The 21,140-nt window shown below is 71.5% G+C and carries 20 protein-coding genes and 2 pseudogenes; 8 read left to right on the forward strand and 14 right to left on the reverse strand.

The window, feature by feature from the left end; genetic code table 11:
- Window positions 1-10: 10 nt before the first annotated feature.
- Entirely contained in the window at window positions 11-1,087 is a 1,077-nt protein-coding gene (locus OG413_RS04010; protein WP_266803028.1) for a transglutaminase-like domain-containing protein, read from the forward strand.
- Between the two features lie 197 nt (window positions 1,088-1,284).
- On the opposite strand, the gene OG413_RS04015 is transcribed toward OG413_RS04010, so the two are convergent.
- Window positions 1,285-2,262 carry a helix-turn-helix transcriptional regulator gene (locus OG413_RS04015; protein ID WP_266803029.1) on the reverse strand — a complete coding sequence of 326 codons (978 nt, stop codon included), beginning with the start codon at window positions 2,260-2,262 and terminating at the stop codon, window positions 1,285-1,287.
- 60 nt (window positions 2,263-2,322) lie between these two features.
- Here OG413_RS04015 and OG413_RS04020 point away from each other — a divergent pair, with 60 nt between their 5' ends.
- Together OG413_RS04020 and OG413_RS04025 are read left to right on the forward strand one after the other, a co-directional pair.
- The gene (locus tag OG413_RS04020) at window positions 2,323-3,558 is read left to right on the forward strand and encodes an MFS transporter (protein ID WP_266803030.1); all 1,236 of its coding nucleotides are present in this window, start codon (window positions 2,323-2,325) and stop codon (window positions 3,556-3,558) included.
- 170 nt (window positions 3,559-3,728) lie between these two features.
- Entirely contained in the window at window positions 3,729-4,187 is a 459-nt protein-coding gene (locus OG413_RS04025; RefSeq protein ID WP_266809873.1) for a MarR family winged helix-turn-helix transcriptional regulator, read from the forward strand.
- A 61-nt stretch (window positions 4,188-4,248) separates the two neighbouring features.
- On the opposite strand, the gene OG413_RS04030 is transcribed toward OG413_RS04025, so the two are convergent.
- From OG413_RS04030 to OG413_RS04080, 11 genes and pseudogenes are all read right to left on the reverse strand, one after another.
- On the reverse strand, window positions 4,249-5,373 hold the full coding sequence (locus OG413_RS04030; RefSeq protein ID WP_266803031.1) for an FAD-dependent oxidoreductase: 1,125 nt from the start codon (window positions 5,371-5,373) through the stop codon (window positions 4,249-4,251).
- A gap of 158 nt (window positions 5,374-5,531) precedes the next feature.
- The gene (locus OG413_RS04035; protein ID WP_266803032.1) at window positions 5,532-6,398 is read right to left on the reverse strand and encodes an NmrA family NAD(P)-binding protein; all 867 of its coding nucleotides are present in this window, start codon (window positions 6,396-6,398) and stop codon (window positions 5,532-5,534) included.
- 85 nt (window positions 6,399-6,483) lie between these two features.
- Window positions 6,484-6,948 (reverse strand): hypothetical protein, encoded by a 465-nt coding sequence (locus OG413_RS04040; protein WP_266803033.1) that lies wholly within the window; start codon window positions 6,946-6,948, stop codon window positions 6,484-6,486.
- 95 nt (window positions 6,949-7,043) lie between these two features.
- The gene (locus OG413_RS04045) at window positions 7,044-7,565 is read right to left on the reverse strand and encodes a MarR family winged helix-turn-helix transcriptional regulator (RefSeq protein ID WP_266803034.1); all 522 of its coding nucleotides are present in this window, start codon (window positions 7,563-7,565) and stop codon (window positions 7,044-7,046) included.
- A 578-nt stretch (window positions 7,566-8,143) separates the two neighbouring features.
- Complete coding sequence (locus OG413_RS04050; RefSeq protein WP_266803035.1) at window positions 8,144-9,016, reverse strand: DMT family transporter; 873 nt, start codon at window positions 9,014-9,016, stop codon at window positions 8,144-8,146.
- Window positions 9,017-9,124: 108 nt separating this feature from the next.
- Window positions 9,125-9,656 (reverse strand): annotated as a pseudogene (cpt, locus tag OG413_RS04055) (chloramphenicol phosphotransferase CPT).
- Window positions 9,657-9,756: 100 nt separating this feature from the next.
- Window positions 9,757-10,260, reverse strand: coding sequence for a DUF4265 domain-containing protein (locus tag OG413_RS04060; protein ID WP_266809875.1), 504 nt, complete (start codon window positions 10,258-10,260; stop codon window positions 9,757-9,759).
- 191 nt (window positions 10,261-10,451) lie between these two features.
- Complete coding sequence (locus OG413_RS04065) at window positions 10,452-10,838, reverse strand: hypothetical protein (protein WP_266803036.1); 387 nt, start codon at window positions 10,836-10,838, stop codon at window positions 10,452-10,454.
- A complete protein-coding gene (locus OG413_RS04070) occupies window positions 10,835-11,365 on the reverse strand; it encodes an NUDIX domain-containing protein (RefSeq protein WP_266803037.1) in 531 nt (176 codons plus the stop codon). The genes OG413_RS04065 and OG413_RS04070 overlap by 4 nt, the downstream gene beginning before the upstream one ends.
- Before the next feature lie 364 nt (window positions 11,366-11,729).
- Window positions 11,730-12,047: a hypothetical protein gene (locus OG413_RS04075; RefSeq protein ID WP_266803038.1), complete on the reverse strand. Its 318-nt coding sequence runs from the start codon at window positions 12,045-12,047 to the stop codon at window positions 11,730-11,732.
- Between the two features lie 224 nt (window positions 12,048-12,271).
- Complete coding sequence (locus tag OG413_RS04080; RefSeq protein WP_266803039.1) at window positions 12,272-13,504, reverse strand: helix-turn-helix domain-containing protein; 1,233 nt, start codon at window positions 13,502-13,504, stop codon at window positions 12,272-12,274.
- A gap of 229 nt (window positions 13,505-13,733) precedes the next feature.
- On the opposite strand from OG413_RS04080, the pseudogene OG413_RS04085 reads away from it, so the two are divergent.
- Window positions 13,734-14,265, forward strand: a pseudogene (locus OG413_RS04085) (HD family hydrolase); the annotation flags it as partial.
- A 58-nt stretch (window positions 14,266-14,323) separates the two neighbouring features.
- Here the strand turns inward: OG413_RS04085 and OG413_RS04090 are convergent.
- Both OG413_RS04090 and OG413_RS04095 read right to left on the reverse strand, forming a co-directional pair.
- Entirely contained in the window at window positions 14,324-16,153 is a 1,830-nt protein-coding gene (locus tag OG413_RS04090; RefSeq protein WP_266803040.1) for a WD40 repeat domain-containing protein, read from the reverse strand.
- 48 nt (window positions 16,154-16,201) lie between these two features.
- Window positions 16,202-16,567, reverse strand: coding sequence for a hypothetical protein (locus OG413_RS04095; RefSeq protein ID WP_266803041.1), 366 nt, complete (start codon window positions 16,565-16,567; stop codon window positions 16,202-16,204).
- A 185-nt stretch (window positions 16,568-16,752) separates the two neighbouring features.
- On the opposite strand from OG413_RS04095, the gene OG413_RS04100 reads away from it, so the two are divergent.
- The 4 genes from OG413_RS04100 (at window position 16,753) to OG413_RS46860 (ending at window position 21,112) form a co-directional block, all read left to right on the forward strand.
- Window positions 16,753-18,018 carry an XRE family transcriptional regulator gene (locus OG413_RS04100; protein ID WP_266803042.1) on the forward strand — a complete coding sequence of 422 codons (1,266 nt, stop codon included), beginning with the start codon at window positions 16,753-16,755 and terminating at the stop codon, window positions 18,016-18,018.
- Window positions 18,015-18,581: a GNAT family N-acetyltransferase gene (locus tag OG413_RS04105; protein ID WP_266803043.1), complete on the forward strand. Its 567-nt coding sequence runs from the start codon at window positions 18,015-18,017 to the stop codon at window positions 18,579-18,581. Before OG413_RS04100 ends, OG413_RS04105 begins: the two co-directional genes overlap by 4 nt.
- A 264-nt stretch (window positions 18,582-18,845) precedes the next feature.
- Complete coding sequence (locus tag OG413_RS04110) at window positions 18,846-20,621, forward strand: coagulation factor 5/8 type domain-containing protein (protein ID WP_266803044.1); 1,776 nt, start codon at window positions 18,846-18,848, stop codon at window positions 20,619-20,621.
- A gap of 143 nt (window positions 20,622-20,764) precedes the next feature.
- Window positions 20,765-21,112, forward strand: coding sequence for an isocitrate lyase/phosphoenolpyruvate mutase family protein (locus tag OG413_RS46860; protein WP_323137803.1), 348 nt, complete (start codon window positions 20,765-20,767; stop codon window positions 21,110-21,112).
- Window positions 21,113-21,140 lie beyond the last annotated feature (28 nt).

Below are 21,140 nucleotides of genomic sequence, written 5' to 3' on the forward strand. Positions count from 1 at the left end.
CGTGTCGCATATGAGTCCCCCCAGCCCTCCCGGCTCCCAGGGCCCTCCCGGCTCCCGGGGCCCACAGGATTCCGGCGCGGCCGAACGGCGGCGGCAGTTCGCCGAGGAGGCCCGCTCCGAGCGGCCGGACCTCGCGCTGCTCTGCCTGCTGCTGGGCGCGGAGGCAGGACCGCTGAGTGGGCGGTCGTCGGCGCCGGGGTCGCACGCGTCGGAGTCGGACGTGTCGGGGTCGGACGTGTCGGGGTCGGACGCGCAGGGGTCGGGGCAGGACGTGCCGGTATCGGGGACGGACGTGCCGGTATCGGGGACGGACGTGCCGGACAGCGCGGACGGGGAGGACGTTCCGGACGCGCACGGCGGGGCTTCCCCGGATCCGTACGGCATCGACGCCTCGCAGATCGAACTCGACCGGCTGGCCGGACTGCTGCCGTACGGAGTGCGCTCCGCCCGTGCCTGGGCCTCCGTCCTGGCCGAGCTGCTCGGTGAACGGTGCGGATTCGCCGGGGCCTCGGCCGACTACCAGCGGCTGGACTCCTCGCTGCTCCAGCAGGTGCTGCGCCGCCGTCGCGGGCTGCCGATCCTGTTGTCCGTGATCTGGATCGAGGTCGCGCGGCGGGCGGGCGCACCGGTGTACGGGGTGGCGCTGCCCGGTCACTTCGTCATCGGTTTCGGCGATCCGGCGGAACGGGTGCTGGCCGATCCGTTCGCCGGTGGCGCGCCGCTGAGCGGGCAGGACGCCGAGCTGATGGTGGCCGGGGCGACCGGGGCACCGCTGACCGAATCGATGCTGGTGCCCGCGCGGCCCCTGGAGATCGTGCTGCGGATCCTGAACAACATCAGGGCCTGGGCCGCGGCACGCCCCGAGCACACGGATGTGGCGCTGTGGGCCGTCGACCTGTCGCTGCTGCTGCCCTCGCACCCGGCCAGGCTGCGCTACGAACGGGCCCAGCTCCTTGTCCAGCGCGGGGAGTTCGTGCGGGGGGCGGTGGAGATGGAGGAGTACGCGGAGATCGTCGCCGGAATCGATCCGGCGACGGCCGACGCGGTCCGGCGGCGGGCACGGGCGGCGCGGGCGCTGCTGAACTGACCGGCGGCGGGCGGACCGGCGGGCACGAGCGCTCCGAACCGACCGCGGCGGGCACGAGCGCTCCGAACCGACCGGCGGCGGGCACGGGCGCTCCGAACCGACCGGCGGCGGGCACGGGCGCTCCGAACCGACCGCGGCGGGCACGGGCGCTCCGAACCGACCGGCGGCGGGCCGCCGGTGATGCCCGGCCGCCGGGGTCACCGTGTCGTGCGGACCAGGGCCTCTCCGGCGTCCGTGCGGCAGTAGAGCACGGAGCGTCCCGCCCGGCGGCGCCCGACCAGCCCGGCGTCGAGCAGGACCTTGAGGTGACGGCCCACCGAGCCCAGGCCCTGCCCCGTGAGCGCCACCAGCTGCGTCGTGCTCAGCGGGGTCGACAGCAGCACGAGGACACCCGCCCGTGCGGGCCCGATCAGCGCACCCAGGGCCCTGGGCACCGGCGTACGGTCCGCTTCGGCGAGCGCGCCCGAGCACGGATACACCACGCCGTACCGGTGCGGGGCGTCCCAGGAGACCCAGGACTGGTTCGAGGTGACGGGCACGAACAGCAGCTGGGACCCGGCCAGTTCGCGCGGCGGGTTGTCCTGCGTGTTGATCTGGAGCCGGCTCTCCCCCAGCCAGCGCATGCCGGGACGCATGCCGTTCAGCGCCGCGGCCCAGCCGCCCCGGCTCAACTCCGCCGCGCGGGCGACCACATCGGCCTCCAGGATCCGGCGCCGCCGTGGCCAGAGGGGCAGCACCGTGTGCGTCCACACCCACTCCAGGACGTCGGCGGTGCGCGGCGCCAGGTCGTCACGGTCCAGCCGGGCGGGCAGCGGTCCGCGCAGCGTCTCCACCAGGTCGGCGCGGGCGTCCTCCGGCGGGGTGGCGCGCATCCGCGACAGCTCCTGGGCGAAGTCCGGCGGCACCTCCCCCACGGGCGTGACCGTGGGCGTGGGGGTGAGGAAGTTGGCGTTCCACAGGGGCGCCAGGGCGGCCCGGACGATCATCGCGGAGACCGGGTCATCGGTCTGCCGCCGCCGGTAGGCGGGCAGATGGGCGTCGAGCCAGACGCGCTCCCCCGGATGGGCGGCCGTCCCCCGCTCCAGGAGCTTCATGCTCGCGATGGTCTCGGTCAGCGGCGATACGACGAACCGGCTGCCCGCGAGCGTGTCCGCGCTGATCTGCCACCAGCCCATTGCTTTCGCCTCCCGGCGAAACAATAACCACCCCCGCGACCACGCCCCGAGACTCCGGCCATGCGCACCTACCGCGAACTCCTCCGGACTCCGGAGTTCACCCCGCTCTTCGCGACCGTCTCCGTAGAGGTGGCGGCCCAGACCGCGACCGGCCTCGCCCTCGGCACTCTGGTCTACTCCCGCACCGGCTCACCGCTGCTGTCCTCGCTGGCCATGTTCGGCACCTCCCTCGCCCAGATGCTGGGCCCGGCCACGCTCCTGTCGGCGGCGGACCGGCTGCCGCCGCGCGGGGCGCTGACCGGTCTGGCGCTGCTCTTCGGCCTGGGCGCCGCCGTACAGGCCCTCCCCGGCATGCCGTTGTGGGCCCTCTTCGGAGTCCTCCTGTTCGTGGGGCTGGTCTCGTCCCTGGGCGGCGGAGTGCGGTACGGACTGCTCAACGAAATCCTTCCGAAGGAAGGTTTCCTGCTCGGCCGGTCGGTGATCAACATGTCGGTCGGCACCATGCAGATCGGCGGGTTCGCGATCGGCGGGGTGCTCGTGACCACGCTGTCGGCGCGCGGCACCCTGCTCGTCGGCGCGGCCCTGTATCTGGTGGCCGCGGCCACCGCCCGTTGCGGGCTCACCGCCCGGCCGCCGCGGGCCGCCGGACGCCCGTCGATGAAGGAGACCTGGCGGACCAACGCCCTGCTCTGGTCGTCGGTGCCGCGCCGCTATGTCTACCTGGCCCTGTGGGTGCCCAACGGGCTGGTGGTGGGGTGCGAGTCGCTGTACCTCTCCTACGACCCCCGGCACGCGGGGCTCCTCTTCGCCTGCGGCGCCCTCGGCATGCTGGCCGGGGACACGGTGCTCGGCCGGTTCGTCACCCGGCGGTGGCGGGACCGGCTGGGCAACCCGCTGCGGCTGCTCCTCGCCGCGCCGTACCTGGTCTTCGCGCTGCACCCGTCGCTGCCCGTGGCGGTGGTGGCGGTGGTGCTCGCCACCACCGGGTTCTCGGCGAGCCTGCTGCTCCAGGAACGCCTGATGGCGCTCACTCCGGACGAGCTGAGCGGGCACGCGCTCGGCCTGCACACCTCCGGGATGCTGACCATGCAGGGAGTGGGCGCCGCGCTCGCGGGAGGCGTCGCCCAGCTCACCTCCCCGGCGACGGGCATCGTCGTGCTGGCGGCGCTCTCGCTCGCGGTGACGCTGGCCCTCGCCCCCGGGCTGCGGCCCGAGCGCGGACCGGGTGGTGACAGCGGGGGGCGGGGCGGCCGGACCGCCCGCCCCGAACCGCTGCCGGACCAGGCGGCGGCGTAACTCGAAGAGAGCGCCTTGCGTGCCAGGAGCGGCTCTCGTTCCGGGAGCGGCTTTCCCTCTTCTCCTCTCCAGTTCGTGACACGAATCAAGTGGACCGGAAAGACTCGGAGGCGTAACAGACCCGGCCGCTCCCGTATTCTGGCCGCATGGGGAGAGCAGCGGATGAACACATGGGGATCGTCACCGCACTGGTGCGTTCCTCGTTCCTGGTGAATGCCGTGTACGCCGAATCGGGCCGGGCCTACGGCCTGACACCGCAGCAGGGGCAGCTGCTCTGCGTGCTGATGACCCAGCCGTACGGGATGAGCGAGCTGGGCGCGACGCTCGGGCTGGCCAAGTCGAGCCTCACCGGCCTGGTGGACCGGTCCGCGCAGCTCGGACTCGTACGCCGCGAGCCGGACCCCCGGGACGGGCGGGCGATCCGGGTGGCCCTCACCGACAGGGGCGGACGGCTCGCCCGCGAGTTCTACGACGAGGCCTCCCGGCGCATCGGGGACCTGCCGGACGGTCTCGCCCCGGCGGACCGCGACCGGCTCGCGGAGCTGCTGGGGCGCCTGGTGCGGGAGAACGAGGTACCGGCGGTCTTCATGGAGGCGGGCGAGGGGCCCGTCCACGCGGAGCGCACCTGAGAGCACGGTGCGGGGACGGCCCCGCACCGGGCGGCGGGCGGGCCTCCACCGCGTCCACGGCTCAGCCGGTGCCGAACAGCTCGGTGAACCGGCCGGTGAGCAGGTCCGCCCCCTTGTACTCGGCCACCGCCTCCGCCGACAGGACGGACGGCCCGTCGGGAGTGGGCACTTGGCCGACACGGCCCTTGGGGCCGAGCGGGAGCAGCACCGGGGGGACGGGTGACGTCCGGTACACCGCGACCGGTTCCTCGCCCCGCACCTGGGCGAGGATGTTCTGCGTCACCACGGCGGCGTGCTTCATCGCGTGGCCCGCCATCTTGGCCTCGTCGAGGTCGGTGAGGTCGCCGAGCGCGTAGATGTGGCCGTACCCCTCGGCGTTGAGCCTCTCGGTCACACGGACCTGCCCCCGCGACGTACGTATCGAGGGCAGCGAGTCCGCGAGGTAGCCACTGTTGACGCTGACGCCGCAGCAGCGGAACCAGATGTCGGCGGTGATGTCCGCGGAGTGGCCGGCGCGATCGCCTGCGCCGCCTTCGCCTCCAGTTGTGCCGACGGTGAAGGTCTTCGCCCGTCCCGGCCCGGTCGGCGGCTCCTCGGTCAGGCTGGTGGACAGGCGCAGTTCCACGCCCAGTTCGCGGAGTTGGGCGGTCAGCTCCTCGCGCATCGCCGGATCGAACCCGGGCATCAGCTGCCCGGCCGGGTCGATGACGGTCACCCGCGTGTCCGGCCACACCGCCTTGATCCCGCCGGACAGCTCCAGGCCGACCGGCCCGGCTCCGACGATCAACACCCGTTCCGCGTCGGCGAGTTCCTTGTGGGTGGCACGCACGCGCGCCAGCGCCTCGCCGGATACGTCGGTGTCCGTCTTGGCGGGGTAGGGGCAGCCGGAGCCGGTGGCGAGAACGAGGTAGTCGGCGTCGACGCGAGCGCCCGAGGCCGGCGTGACGCCACCGGGGTCCACGGAGACGGCGCGTTCCTGGATGACCCTGCCGCGTCGGAGCAGCTTGTCGTACGGGAAGAGGATGTTGTGCGCCCAGTCCGGCCGGACCAGTGCGCGCAGGAAACCCGCGGCGTGCACGAATGCGTCCTTGGGCTCCGCCAGGACGACGTCGGTGTCCTCGTCCAATGCCTTGGCGACGGCGGCGCCGCCATAACCTCCGCCGATGACCGCGACCGTACGACGCATGTTTTCAACCCCCAGAAGAATTCAGTTCGTCTCACGAACCATATTAGTTCGTAAAACGAACTGCAAACATCGCAGGACCGGGCCGACGGTCCGGCCCGAGAAGGCGGACAGCCTTCCTGGCGGTTACCCAGGAGCGCCCGGCCACCGGCGGATGCCGGTCAGGTGACCGGCGCGAACAGGGCGAGATGCTCGCGGAGGAAGGCGTCGAGCGTCCGGGCGGGGCGGCCGAGGACGGTCTCCACCGTCCCGTTCGGGGACTCCGGACGCGCGATGGCCAGTTGCTGGATCTCCACGACATGGTTCGCCAGCCAGTCCGGCAGGCGCGCGGTGCGGACGAGATGGCCGCGGAAATCGTCCGGTGGCAGGTCGATGTGGCGGACGGGCCGACCGGTCAGCTCACCGAGAAGATGAGCGAGTTCCGGACAGCTGAAGGCCCGCGGGCCGGTCAGCTCGTACGTGACCCCGTCAAGGCCGGGGCGAAGGAGGGTCTCCGCGGCGACGTCGGCGATGTCCCGGACGTCGATGTAGTTGCAGGGCACGTCGCGCATCGCCGCGATGAGCACGCCCTCGGCGACCGCCGGAGCGTTCAGGAGCAGCTTCTGCATGAACGCGTACGGCCGCAGCAGCGTGGCCGCCATGCCGGTTGTCGCGAGATGTGTCTCGACCCGCCAGTGCCCGCGCGAGACGCCGACCGGCGAGTCGGGCTCGACGGCCGGGGCGGAGAGCTTGACGACGTGCCGTACCCCGCACGCGGCCGCGGCGTCTATCGCGTTGATCTCCAGCGCGACCTGTCGCGGGCTGTTGGCCATGGCGAGGAACAGTTGCGTGGAGCCGTCGAACGCGGCTCGGAGCGCGCGGGGATCCGCAGCGTCCGCACCGACGACCTCGACCGGCGCTTCCCCGCCGATCGCGGCGCGCAGTTCGTCCGGAGTACGGCTGATGGCACGGCAGGGGACGCCCAGCTCGATCAGACGCCGGAGCAGTGCGCCGCCGGTGGCGCCGGTCGCGCCCATGATGGTGATCACGGTGTGCCTTTCGTGGTGCAGGTGGGAGCAGGGAAACGGGTGGAGATCAAACGGGTCGGGATCGGCCGGGTGGGGATCGGCCGGGTCACTTCTGCGGCCGGGATGCCGTGCCGCTCCATCGCCAGGTGACGATCGTGGTCGCCAGGGCGGCCGACAACGGCAGGTCGATCCGCAGCCGATCCAGCCACCCGGCATCGGGCACCGATGTGTGCGAGGGCAACCAGCCGGACGCGAACCACCCGGCCAGGCCCGCGATTCCAGTAGCGGCTATGCCGAGTCCGATGGTGATCACCGGACGTGGCACCGATGTCGTCCACCGGCGCGGCCGGCCCCGGCGGTGCAGCCACCCGCCGACGATGAAGGCCACTACGGCCGACGTGATCCCGATGGAGGTGAAGGCGGCCGTCGCCAGTCCGGGCTGCCCGCCGAGGACTCCACCGAGCCCGGCCGAGAGCGCGGGGGCCAGGTAGGCGACGACGACTTCCTTCCAGAGCGTGAACCGGCGGGCGGCGGAACCGCGCTGGGCGGCCTTGTTGCGGGCAGGGCTCACGTACACTCCTCGAAAAGTTATTAGGAACCTAACTATGTGGGCATGGAGAGACTGTCACCCGGTCGATGCGGCAGCTTCTCGTACGGCGCGGGACGCTACTCGGCGGTCAGCGCGCCGATTCCCCGCGTAATCCGTTCCAGCAGGTCCAGGAACAGCTCGCGTTCGTCGGCGGCCAGCCCGCCGACCAGCGCCTGGAGGCGCGCGAAGTGGTCCGCGGCCATACCGCGCAGCCGATGGACACCGCGCGCCGTAAGCACGACCACCGCACCCCGCCCGTCCTCCGTGGACGCACGGCGGGCCACAAGACCCTCGCACTCCAGCCCATCCACCAGGCCGGTCACCGTGGCACGCGAGACACCAAGGCTCTTCGCGAGGCGCGACGGCGACTTCTCCCCACCACCGTCCTCAAGGTCCACCAGGAGGCGGTAGCGCCCGATCGACAACCCGAAACGGGAGAAGTGCACTTCGGACGCACGGTCCAGCCGCACCCCGGCAGCCATCAGACGCACCGCCACAAGCACCGCCTGCGGGTCGGCGTCGAGCCCGTACCGCGCGATCTGACTCCGCGCCTGATCGAGCGTGGGCACAGCGCCGGAGTTCGCGTCCTCGTCACTCATAAAACTAATATGGCAGCTAACTAGATACCGGTCAAGCCGTGTTCCGCAGCCTGGGCGCCGGCCTCGATCCGTGGGATCCGAACGGCACCCGGTGGCCTTGTTTCGCGGGTACTCCTCGTGAAAATTCCGGAGCCCGTCGAGCCCGCCTGCGGCGCAGGGGATGCCACCGAGCCCGTAAGCGGGGAAGGCGCGGTCCGCGGCCGACGTCGTCGTCGCCCTGGCTGGTACGTCGGCTGTAGGTCATGAGCTTCGTGCGGCGGTCTGCGGTCGGGCGTCACCAGCGGGCGACCAGCGTCTCGTCTCTGCCTCGGTTGCGGTACAGCCGGGTGGTCCCGGGCGCGACATCCCCGGACAGATAGCCGACGACGGGCTCCCGCTGCGTCGCGCTGTCCAGTTGGCCGAGCAGCTTCAGGACGTCGGGCAGAGGGAAGAAGGTGCCGTCATGCCGCCGAACGCACGTGATGGCCAGTCAGCGGACACCCGGGGCCGGTGCAAAAGCGGGTACGGGTGCGGAAGCGGGTGCGGGTGCCGCCACCGTCGTCCGCGCAGACGCACACGCACGCCGGGCCGCAAGGGGATCATCCCTTCATCGACAGCTGCCCCTGCGGCTGGACGGTGACCAGGGCGATCCCCCCGCAGCACAGGGCGAGGAGCAGGAGTTCGGCGGGCGTGGGGGCGGGCGCGGTGCCCAGCGCCCAGTCGCCGAGGCGCACGGTGAACGGAACGGCGAGCTGGACGGCGGCCGTGAAGACCGGCCCGCGCAGGAGGATGAGCCGGTGCTGTACGAGGTAGGCGGGCGCGTAGACGACCGCGCCGAGCACCACGATCCCGCCGGTCGCGGCGGGTGTCGGCGGATGGGCGATCAGCGCGGGCAGGGCCATCGGCAGCAGCAGGCAGGTGGCCGCCGCGAGCAGCACGGGCAGGACGGCCAACGGCGGCAGCCCGGACAGGCGTTGCCGGTACAGGAACCCGTACACCGCGAAGGCCGCCGTCGCGCCCGCCACGAGCAGCAGCCCCGTGCCGTCCATATCGCCCGCGTCGGCGCCGAGTGCCGCGTATCCGGCCGCCGCCACGCAGGCGAGCACCGCCCCGGCGGCCTTGCGCGGGGCCGAGCGTTCACCGAAGAACAGGGTCCCGACCACCACCGACGCGCACGGCATCAGCGCGACGACGAGGTTGGTGAGCGAGGTGCCGATGCGCGGGATGGCGAGAAGGGTGCCCGCGGCGTATCCGGCGAAGCCGAGCAGCCCCAGCAGCCATACGGTGCCGGGCCGGGCGGCCGCACGGCGCAGATCGGCCCGGCCGGCCCCCGTGGAGGCGGCGACGGCGGTGAGCGCGGCGCAGCAGACGGCGGTACGGCCGACGGCGACGATCAGCGGATCGGTCCCGGTGACCAGGGCGCCGGACAACAGCCAGGTCCCGGAGAGCAGAAGCACCAGGGCGACCGGCATCGCACGGCCTTTCCATGAGCGGCGGTTGGGGCGGGGGCGCCGGTAGCGTATGCCGTGCTCGCGGATCGGTACATCGCCGCAGCGGGGCTCACGCGCGCGGAGGCCGATTCACTCGACCCGGGCGGCGATGATCCGCGCGCACTCCATCGACTCGGTGTGTGTCGTGTCCACCTCCAAGGTCGTAGGACACGCCCCGGTGGACCAGGTCCGCCTGTGCCACCGCCATCCCGGCGACCCGGTCACCACGCGCGGTCTCGCGGCCCGCGGCGACCGCCCCGTCGCACCTGACGCCCACCCACAGCACCCGCAGCCCGCCGAGGGCCCGCTGCCACCGCTGCTGGGACTCAGCTCCGCCGAGGAAGACCTCGTCGACGACGATCCGGGCACCCGCACCGGCCATCGCGACGAGCCCTTCGATCCACGCCGTCTCCAGCGTCCGGAACTCGGGACCGACGACCACCTCACCGTCCGGAGCGAACGCGATGCCCATGTCGGAGGTCAGCAGGGACGCGGGCATCGCGTCGACCAGGGTGTCGACCCCGAAGGCCAGCCACGGGTCCGGCAGCACCGACTGAAGACAGCGGACAATCCCGGACTTCCCCGAACTGGAACCACCGTTGAGAACGATCACCTGTGTCATCACCGGCCCACCGTAGAGGCGCCGCGACGACGGCCGAAACGGGTTTCGCCGGGTACGCCCGCGCCGGGCCCTTCCCGGTCGGAAGGCGAACGGGCAGCCCTCAGGCGGCGCGCCAGGCGTCGGTGGCGCAGGGCACCTCGAAGTGCCACCATCCCTCGTCCCGCCCGCGTACGAGCAGCGCCTTGATCCGCGCGAGATCCGCGTCGGCGGGCACGGTGAGGGCCACCAGCGGGAACTCGGCGCTGAACACCTCACCGCCCAGCCCGAACGGCGCCAGCCGCTCATGCACCGCCCGCGCACTGCGCCCGAGCGGCCCGTCGGGCACGGGCAGCACCCGCACGGTGCAGTTCCCGGACGCCCGCACCCGCCCGCCGGCCCAGTGCACGGCGTCGCCGTCGGTGGTGAACCGCACGGCCTCGCCCTCGGCCAACCCGTCCTGGAGGAAGGGGACGTTGTCCACCCGCGCGGTGTCCTCGCCGAGCCGCGTCGCCCACAGCCCCTCGGTGTCGTACGGGAGCCATCCCGCGCGCGGCAGGAAGCGGAACCAGATCTTGATCTGGCCGCGCATGCCCGGGGGCCGTTCGGGGGCAGCCGGTGAGGTCATGCGTCCCATGCTCCCCTCTCTCCCGCGAACCCGCGCACCCGCGCACCCGGCGGTCGGCAGCACCCGGATCCGGGGGGGGGCGGAGACGTGTCGGGCCACGTCCGTGAGGGCCGCCGCCCAGACCGAGTCCGCCGCGCCGAGGCAGTCGACGTACGTCTGCCTGAGCGCGGCACCCTCTCGGTCCGTGGCGTTCATTCGGAGGCTCCTTCGCTCACGTACAGGTCCCGGAACGCGGCCGTCAGGCTCGCGATCGTCCGCCAGTACGTGTACGCGTCGTCGTCCGAAGTCGTGTCATCGGACCGTACGGCGAGGTCGAGGTTCCGGTACGCCACCCGGAACAGCACCCGGACCGCACCCCGCCCCGGCTCGTCGTGGCCGTAGTCGTCCACAGCCATCAACGACCGCAAACGGCCGATCAACTCATCCGTACCCGCATTGATGACATTGCGCGGCGGAAGAGCCTGGCGGGGGGACAGCGCGTGGTCGAGGGCCGTCGTGATCGCTTCAACATCGAGGGGCTCGGGCGGCGGAGCCCCGTCGTTGTCGGGTTCGGCGCCGAGAACCTCGGGACGCGTCACGACGCCTCCCGTACCGAGGCGGGAAGAACGGGGTGCCCGCTGTGCAGGGTCGCGGTCGTGTTGTCCTGCCAGGCGTTCCAGAGCCCGAGGAAGCGTCGGAGCTGGTACGCCCGCATGGTGCCGCGGGCCGTATCCGGTGTCTGCCACAGGTGGCCGGACAACTGCGGTTCCTCGTCGTCCGCCGCCGGCGGGAGCACGATGTCCGTGCTCGTCGGGATGTCGTCGCAGAGGTAGATGAAGTTCTGGCCCATGGCCGCGGGTACGTCGGCGTTGTACGGGACCCAGTGCGTTCCCAGCAGGCGGACCGGCGCGGGCTCGATCCCGGTCTCCCGCCGAACGTGCGTGACCATGGCAGCCAGATTCGACTGATGCTCTCCGGCGTGACCACCCGGAAGCTGGTGAAAACCCTTTTTGGCACCGTAGTTCGCGCGGACGGTCAGGACCTCTCCGCGCTCGTTGGGAATCCAGGCCAGCCCGCCGATGCGGCATGCGGGCGGCGTGATCAGGCTGATGGGATGCGGCCTCATGAGGCTCCGTTCACATGGTGCCGTCGGCGTACGACCGTTCCGACGCGGACGGCACCGGGACAGGGTGGGACCGGGCCCGCCCCGCGGACGGGGTAGGCAACGGGACGGGCCCGGAGATCAGGGAATGGGCTCGGGTTCCAGCTCTTCGAGGAGAGCCGGCACAGCCACGGCTATCCGGCACAGCCGGGCCCACGACGCCGAGGGGTCACCGGGCGGAGCCGCGTGTACCGGGCTGCGGGCCGACGCGACCGGGTCGGCCCGCAGCACGGCCGGGCACACGCTCCCGCGTCTCCGTGCCGTCGTCCGCAGGACCGAAGGCCAGCCTCCGAGCCACGGCTTCGCAGCGCGCGAATCACGGGCAGGATCACGGCTCCTCGACCCCTGCGGCCATGGGCTGCTCCGCGCACTGGACGAAGAGGTCAGGACGTCTCAGAGCTGCCACCGCGTCCGCCCACCGCACGCCTGTCAGCGCGATGTCGCCGTCGCTGCTCACGATCAGCCCCTGGGCGGTGCTGTCGGTGAGGTGCGCGCGCATGTCCGCCCACGCCGTCCGCGCCACGAGCTCCCGCCCGCGTCCGCTCGTGTCGACGCACTCTGCGACGATCCTGAAGTCTCGGGCGAAGGCGTACGTCCGGGCAGCGTTGAGAAGCGGGGCCGGGTCCGCGCTTTCGGGAACACACACGTAAAGGACGACCCCCACGCGGGTGAGGGAGCCACGGGCCGCGTCCAAAGCGCCCGTCGGGCAATCGCATCTGCGGAGTTCTGGGCCATGGCCACACTGTGGCCTCACCGGCGTCACCGCTGAAGACACAAGATGGGCGACTTCCGAAACCCGCCGGACCCCAACTCGCCCGCGCCGGGTGGCCTTGGGGATCCGCGAGGTGCGCAGTCGCCCGTCGTGGGCGACTACAGGGCGGTGCGCCGCGTGGCGGTACGAAAACCGCCGGATGCGGGCGATGCGCCGATGAGCTTCGAGATCCGCCGTAGCCGGGCGGTGGAAGCACGCCCGACCTTCTCCACGATGACGCCGGGCAGCGCCTGGTGCCGAGCCCACTCCGGCGCACCCACCAGAGCCCGCTCAAGGGTGTCCAGGGACGCGTCCCACATCTTCGCGTCAGCCTGTGCCAGCGCCTTGTCCATGGCGTACCGGTTCCGGGCCGCGTGCTGAAGCGGCGATGTGTCCTTGATCGACTCCGCGAGCTTCAGCGCCTTGCCGGTCTCCCCCAGGGCCACATTGATACCAACGGCTTGCGTGGTGGCGGTGACCGGGCCGAACAGCGTCCCGTAGCAACCGTGTTCACCGCCCATAAGAGCACCCGTGGCATGGGACTGGGACAGGAAGTCTTCAGCACGCACCTGATTGCCCGCCCGAGACGCGACGACAGCGGCGAAGTTGATGTGCGATCCGTAGACGGTCAGCTCGTCCGCGGTGGCCCGCGAGAACCGGGGCTCGATGTCGAGCGCCGCCTTCTCGGCCAAGACCAAGGCATCATCCAGGCGCGCGTCACGGAGGTAGATCCAGGACCGCCCGGAATCGACCAGCGCCAGCCGCATGGGGCTCGCTGCCCGTTCGGCGGCGCCCCGGGCGTGACCGATCGCCGAGTACGCAAGGTCGCGAGCACCCATCAGGTTCGCGCAGTACGCGCCGATGCGATACGCGTCCGAAAGCACCTCCCACGCTTCGGCCCGCTCGCCGTCGGGCTGCTCACGCAACCGCGCAGCGGCCTCGGCCAGAAACGGGGCGGCAATGCCCGCCGCTTCGCTGTAGTGCCCTTTCCAGTACAGCTTCCACACCCGGCGGGTGAAATCGCCGAGTTCCACGAGCGTGGGGGGCTCGATGTCATTCGGAAGAAAGCCTGCGGACGTGTCGTGAACCGCGCGGGACAGGCGCTGCAACGCCGTGCGGTCGTCGCGGCTCTGCATCCGGTGAGGAGCTTGCTGCCCATGGATCACTGAGATGTCGGTGCCCAATGCATCGGCGATCTTCAGCAGGGTCCGCAGCGACATACGCTGATCCTGCTCCGCCTTCTGGATCGCCCCGATCGACAACCCGGTGAGATCGGCGAGGTTCTGCTGCGTAACCTTGCCGCGCAGCAACTTGATACGGGTACCTGTGCTGTAGTCGTCCCACTGCGCCATGCTCGACTCAACTCCCGTTCGTCAAGGCGTACGTTCATTCACGGTACCCGCGTTGGCGGCGATCGGACCTCGCCACCGGAGGCTTACCCCCTGCGAGCTACCGCCCGCCCGAGTTGACGTGCTGGTTGGGGCCTCAGGGTGGTCACACTGGACGCGATGCCCAACTACTGGAGGGGACGGCCTGACCGACACCGACAACACCGCCAACGACACCGGCACCGTTGGGTACATGTTGGAGATGGGCGCCCTCAAGCGCGCCAAGCGCAGCGGCTGGTGGATCGCCGGAGTCAAGGACCCCGAAACGATCGCCGAGCACTCCTGGCGCACTGCGGTGATCGGTGCGGTGCTGGCGATGATGGAAGGTGCCGACCCCGCGAGAGTCGCCCTCCTCGCCACCTTCCACGACACGCAGGAAACCCGCATCGGGGACATTCCCTGGATCGGACGTCGCTACATCGACGTCGCGAAGAACGAGCAGGTCACCGCTGACCAGGTCGCCGACGCCCACCCGTCCGTCGCCGACGGCATCAAAGGCGATCGTCCCCGAGTACGAGAACAGCGACTCCCTCGAAGTACTCGTCGCCCACGACGCCGACAAGCTGGAGTGCATGATCCAGGGCCTCGAATACCTCCAACAGGGCTATCCGGCAGCCCAGGAGTGGGTGGACTCGACCGGGGCGAAGCTCAAGACTCCCTCTGCTCTCCAGCTCGCTGAGGCTGCTCAGAACATGTCCCTCGCGGAGTGGCAGCGCACTTACCTCCGCCAGGCCGTGTCCGCAGTCGCATCCGACGAGCCGGGCCCGCACCACCCACGCCCGGTCAGACGCGGGCCAGCACCGCGACCTCCCAGTCGAAGCCCACCACCAACCGGCCATCCGACGCCACGGCCACGGCGTAGACCGGCAGGGGGAAGGCCAACTCCGGTCCGAGCTGTCGGCCGGTGGCCAGGTCCCAGACCCGCACCGTCCGGTCGTCGCTGCCGGTGACCGCTACGGAACGGCCATCCATCACCGCCGTCGCCACCGCGTTCACCTCGTCGGTGTGACCGGTGAGGGGCTGGCCGATCCCCCGGCCCGTGGCCACGTCCCCCACCCGTACCGTCTGATCGTCGGCGCCGGTTACAGCCACCGGGCAGTCATCCACCATCACCGCCGCCACCGCCCGTACCCAGCTGTCGTGGCCGGTGAGGGGGTCGCCGATCTGCGCGCCGGTGGCCAGGTCCCACACCCGCACCGCCTCGTCCTCGCCGCTGCTGACCGCCACGGAACGGCCATCCACCACCGCCGTCGCCACCGCCCGCACCCCGCCCACATGACCGGTGAGGGGCTCGCGCACCTGGCCGCCCGTGGTCAGGTCCCACAGCCGCGCCATGCCGTCCTGGCTGCCGGTCACCGCGTGGGGACGGCCGTCGACCACCACCGTCGCCACCGCCCGTACCTTGTCGGTACTGCCGAGCAGCGGCTCGCCGACCCGCTTGCCGGTGATCAGGTCCCACACCTGTAGCCGCCGGTCCTCGCCGCCGCTGACGACGCGGGGGCGGCCCGCGATCGTCGTCGTCGCCACCCCCAGCACCCAGCCGTCGTGGCCGGTGAGAGGGTCGCCGATCTGCGCGCCGGTGGCCAGGTCCCACACCCGCACCGTCTCGTCCTCGCCGCTGCTGACCGCCACGGAACGGCCATCCACCACCGCCGTCGCCACCGCCCGCACCCCGCCCACATGACCGGTGAGGGGGGTGCCGATCTGCTCGCGCGTGGTCAGGTCCCACACCCGGAGGGTCTCGTCGTGGCTTCCGGTGACCGCCACGGGACGGCCCTCCAGCATCGCCGTCGCCACCGTGAACACCACGCCGGTGTGGCCGGTGAGGGGGTCGCCGATCTGCCGGCCGGTGGTCAGGTCCCAGACCCGGACCGTGTCCTCGCTGGTGCCGGTGACCGCCACGGGACGGCCATCGACCGCCGTCGTCGCCACCGCCCACACCGCATAGGGGTGACCGAGAGGCTCGCCGACCTGCTCGCGCGTGGTCAGGTCCCACACCCGCACCGTCCGGTCAACGCTGCCGGTGACCGCCACGGCGCGGCCGTCCAGCAGCGTCGTCGCCACCGCCGCCACCGGTCCGGTATGGCCGGTGAAGGGCTCCCCGGTCTGCCTGCCGGTGGCCAGGTCCCAGACCCGCACCGTCCGGTCGTCGCCGCCGGTGACCGCCACGGGGCGGCCGTCGAGCACCGCCGTCGCCACCGCCCACACCGGTTCGGCATGGCCGGTCAACGTACGCCGGGACCGGTCGAGTTGGGAACCGGTGGCCCACTCGATGCCCCACAGCGCGGCGGGTTCGTCCTCCACCGGTACGGCGGTGATCCGCGCCGACAGGTCCCGGTCCCCGTAGCGGGCCGCGTCCAGCGCCAGCAGCTGGCGCCGCACCCCGGCACCGGTGTTCCGATGCAGATGCGCCGAAGCCCGGTACACCGCCGCCGACAGCCGCGCCGCCCGCCCCGACGCCCCGTCCAGCAGCGCTTCGACCCGCCCCGGATCCCCGTTCACCAGGAACCCCGGATCCGTCAACCACCCCTCCGTCACGGCCGGATCAACACCGGCACCGGCACCGGCACCGGCACCGGCACGGGCACCACCATCGCGCAGATCGTCAGGCATGACCCGACCGTATCCACCCCCGCCGGCCGCCCCAACCGCCCCGCCCGCTCACCCCGTCGCCTCCGTCGACTGGTTCACGTACAGATCCCGGAACGCGGCCGTCAGGCTCGCGATCGTTCGCCAGTACGTGTACGCGTCGTCGTCCGAAGTCGTGTCATCGGGCCGTACGGCGAGGTCGAGGTTCCGGTACGCCACCCGGAACAGCACCCGGACCGCACCCCGCCCCGGCTCGTCGTGGCCGTAGTCGTCCACAGCCATCAACGACCGCAAACGGCCGATCAACTCATCCGTACCCGCATTGATCACACTGCGCGGCGGAAGGACCGCGCGAGGGGCCAGCGCGTGATCGACGGCCGTCGTGATCGCCTCGATGCCGATGGTCGTGCGCGGCCAAGTGGCGTCGGCCTCGGTCACATGTCCTCCTCACAGGTGGCCGGTGGTGGCCGCCACCGGCTGTCCTTCTGGCGGTGATGTATCAAGGAGAGCGGTGAACGGACCTGGGACCAAGGCAATTCACGGTTCCGTTCAGTCGCCGGAAACCGGCAATTTCGACCGGCGCGCCGGTCATCGCCGGTGCGGATACCGCTACCGTGAGTTTCATGACGAGGAAGACCGGCAATGTTCTGCTGGCCGCCCGTATGAGCGCCGCCGGGCTGAAGCAGCATGAGCTCGCGAGTCGGCTCAACGACCACATCGAGAGTCTGACGGGGCGCCCGGGGTCTCTCCAGGACCGGCATATCCGGAATTACCTGACGGGTAACACCCGTTGGCCGCACGCGCGTCAACGGATCGCCCTGGAAAGGGAATTCGGGTGTTCCGCCGAGGAGCTCGGGTTCATCCCCCGGCAGCGGAGCGCGCCCCCGGACAACATCCGGGCGGCTCCGGTGGAGCGGCGGGACTTCACCCAGCGGGCCGCCGTGATAGCCGCGACGGTCGTCCTGCCTCCGGGCCGCACCACCGTCGGCATCTCCGACGTCAGGCGGGTCGGGCAGGCACTCGCCTCCCTCTACCGGCAGGAGTGCAGGGTCGGCGGTACGGCGCGGATCGAGGCCCAGCTCCTGACCTGGATGCGGCACGCCCTGTCGCTGCTGGACTCGGGCCGCGCCTCGGCCCGCGTACGGTCGATGCTCTACGCGGCGGCCGCGAACGCGGCAAGCACCGCCGGCTGGGCCGCGCTCGACTCCCGCAACCAGCAGCGCGCCGCGCACCACCTCGACCGGGCGGTGACGCTCGCGGGCCTGTCCGGGGACGCGGACGCCATGCACCGGGTGTGGAACAACGTCGCCATACTCGCCGGTCAGCGGGGCAGTCTCATCGAGTCGCTGCACGCCTCGCAGGCGGTACGGGACGCCGGTATGGCGCGACGTGATCCGCTGTACGCCTCGCAGGCACACGCGCGCATCGCGCTCGCCCACTCCCGCCTCAGCGACAAGCGGTCGGCGCTGCGGGCGCTGGGGCACGCGGAGGACGCGCTCGCCCGCGCGGACCTGAGCCATCGGCCCACCTGGCTGGCCTTCTACGACCACGCCGAACTGCACGGGCTGGCGGGCATCGTCCACCACCGCCTCGGGCGGGCCGAGCCGGCCGAGGCGCGGATCCACCAGGCGCTCGCGCTGCTGAGTCCGGGATTCACCCGCAACCGCGTCTACTACACCGCCCAGCTCGCCCTGGCCCAGCTCGGTCAGTGCGACATCGAGGCGGCCTGCGCGACCGCCGACCGGGCGCTGGCCACGGCCGGTACCGCGCCCGGCAGCCGGCGCATCGTGAGTCTTCTCGACGACTTCCGCCGCCAGTTGGCGGCGCACCCCGCATCACACGCCCAGGACTGGCTCCAGCGAACAGCGAAGGGGACACCGTCACCATGACCGTCCAGTTGCGCCGCTACACCGCGAACGACCTGCCGGAGATACGTCCCGTCCTCCTGGACGTCTACGCGGAGGTGTACGCCGACGAGTTGCACGTCCCCTTCACCAGCCTGACGCGCTTCGACCAGCGGCTGACCAACCACGCCGGCGGCGGCGGGTGGGAAGCGGTGGTCGGCTACGACGGAGACCAGCCCGTGGGGTACGCGTACGGCGCGCCGCTGCGCCGGGGCGCCCGCTGGTGGTCACACATGACGACCCCGCTGCCCGAGGGCTTCGCGGAGGAGGACGGGTCCCGCACGCTCGCCCTCTTCGAGCTGATGGTGCGCGACCCGTGGCGGGGCACGGGCGCGGCGCACCGCATTCACGAGGATCTGCTGCGCCCGCGGCCGGAGGAGCGCGTCACGCTGTTGTGCGACCCGGAGCACCCCCGGGTCCTGGCCCTCTACGCGTCCTGGGGGTATCGGCACATCGGCGATCAGCAGCCCTTTCCGGACGGTCCGCGGTTCTCGGTCCTGGTGCGCGAGCTGGAAGGCGCGCTGACCCCCCGCGAGATCATCCTGTGAAGTCAACGGGCCCGCCGACCGGGGCGATTACGGGTCAATTGCCGTTCGGTTGCCGTTAATTGTTGCGCCCAGCGCATTCGGGCGGGCCTTCTGACGCACACCTCTTGACGTGTCCAGGGCAACACGGGAAGCATCACTCGCACGTGAGAGCGCTCTCATCGGTTCCTGTCGAGCCCGCCGCGGGCCTTCCCCGGCCCCGTCCCCCATGGGCTCTCCCGACCGTCCGTCGTGCACCCGTACCACGACCCCAGGAGACGTACCTTCATGCATGTTCCCCCCACACCGGCAGGCAGATACCGCCGCTCCCGCGTGCTCGGCCTCACCGCGCTCGCACTCTCGCTGATCATGGCCGTCCCCACCGCCGGTACGGCCTTCGGCGACGAGGCCGCGGCCGTTCCCGGCGGCGGCGACCTCGGGCCCAATGTGCTGGTCTTCGATCCGTCGACGCCCGGCATCCAGGCCAAGGTCGACGAGATCTTCAAGAAGCAGGAGTCCGCGCAGTTCGGCGGCGACCGCTACGCGCTGATGTTCAAGCCGGGCACGTACAACAACATCAACGCCCAGCTCGGCTTCTACACCTCGATCGCCGGGCTCGGCCTCAACCCCGACGACACCACCTTCAACGGCGATGTGACCGTCGACGCCGGGTGGTTCAACGGCAACGCCACCCAGAACTTCTGGCGGTCGGCGGAGAACCTGGCGCTCAAGCCGGTCAACGGCACCAACCGGTGGGCCGTCTCGCAGGCCGCGCCCTTCCGTCGGATGCACGTCAAGGGCGGGCTCAATCTCGCTCCCGACGGATACGGCTGGGCCAGCGGCGGCTACATCGCCGACAGCAGGATCGACGGCACGATCTCGCCGTACTCGCAGCAGCAGTGGTACACCCGGGACAGCACGATCGGCGGCTGGGGCAACGGCGTCTGGAACATGACGTTCTCCGGCGTCGAGGGCGCGCCCGCGCAGAGCTTCCCGCAGCCTCCGTACACCACGCTGGAAACCACGCCCGTCTCGCGCGAGAAGCCGTTCCTCTACTTGGACGGCGCCGACTACAAGGTGTTCGTCCCCGCCAAGCGCACCAACGCGCGCGGCACTTCGTGGGGCAACGGGACCCCGCAGGGCGAGTCGATCCCCCTGAACCAGTTCTACGTCGTGAAGCCGGGGGCGAGCGCCGCCACCATCAACGAGGCCGTCGATCAGGGGCTGCACCTGCTCTTCACCCCGGGCGTGTACCACGTCGACCGGACCATCGAGATCGACCGCCCGAACACCGTGGCCCTCGGCCTCGGGCTCGCCACGATCATCCCGGACAACGGGGTGACCGCGATCAAGGTCGGGGACGTCGACGGGGTGAAGCTGGCCGGTCTGCTGATCGACGCCGGTCCGGTCAACTCCGAGACCCTGGTGGAGGTCGGACCCGACAACGCCTCCGCCGACCACTCGGCCAACCCGACCTCGCTCCAGGACGTGTTCGTACGGATCGGTGGCGCCGGTCCCGGCAGGGCGACGACCAGCATCGTCGTCAACAGCGACGACACGATCATCGACCACACCTGGGTCTGGCGCGCCGACCACGGTCAGGGCGTCGGCTGGGAGACCAACCGGGCCGACTACGGCGTCCATGTGAAGGGCGACGACGTCCTGGCCACCGGGCTGTTCGTCGAACACTTCAACAAGTACGACGTGCGGTGGTCCGGCGAGCGGGGCCGGACGATCTTCTTCCAGAACGAGAAGGCGTACGACGCCCCCAATCAGGCCGCCATCCAGAACGGTGACATCAAGGGGTTCGCCGCCTACAAGGTCGACGACTCCGTCACCACCCACGAGGGCTGGGGCATGGGGAGCTACTGCTACTTCAACGTCGACCCGACCATCCGTCAGCAGCACGGATTCCAGGCCCCGGTGAAGCCGGGCGTGCGGTTCCACGATCTGCTGGTCGTCTCGCTGGGCGGCAAGGGCCAGTACGAGCACGTCATCAACAACACCGGGTCCCCCACGTCCGGTTCGGACACCATTCCCTCGCAGGTGGTGTCCTTCCCGTAGGACGGGGTGGGGCCGTCCTACGGGAAGGCGGGGCGGCCCTTCCCGTGGGTGGGGCGGGGAGCCGGTCCTGGCTCCCCGCCCCGCCGACGTACAGGTCGCAAACCTGCCGGACTCCGCGCGCACCGGGCTGGTGCACCGGGGCCATGAGCAACCAGCACACCGCCGCCCTGACCTTCCGTTCCCTGCACCACGGCCCCGCCGCCCCGCTCGCCCTCGCCAACGTCTGGGACGCCGCCGGTGCCCGGCTCGTGGAGGAGGCCGGGGCCACCGCCCTCGCGATCACCAGCGCCGGAGCCGCCTGGAGCCTGGGAGTGGCCGAGTTCGGGCGCCTCGGTGCCGCCCGCGTCAGCCTCGGCTCCGCCCTGGCCGAGGCCGCCTACGGAACGGCGCGGCGGGCCGCCCGGGAGTTCCTGACCACCGGAACCTGCCCCGTGCCCGAGGAACCGGTCGGCCACCAGGAGCTGAACCTGCTGCTCTCGGCCAGCGGGTGAGGGCAGTGGGGGTGAGGTCCGTGGGTGA

Source organism: Streptomyces sp. NBC_01433, from assembly GCF_026340105.1.
Taxonomy (GTDB): domain Bacteria; phylum Actinomycetota; class Actinomycetes; order Streptomycetales; family Streptomycetaceae; genus Streptomyces.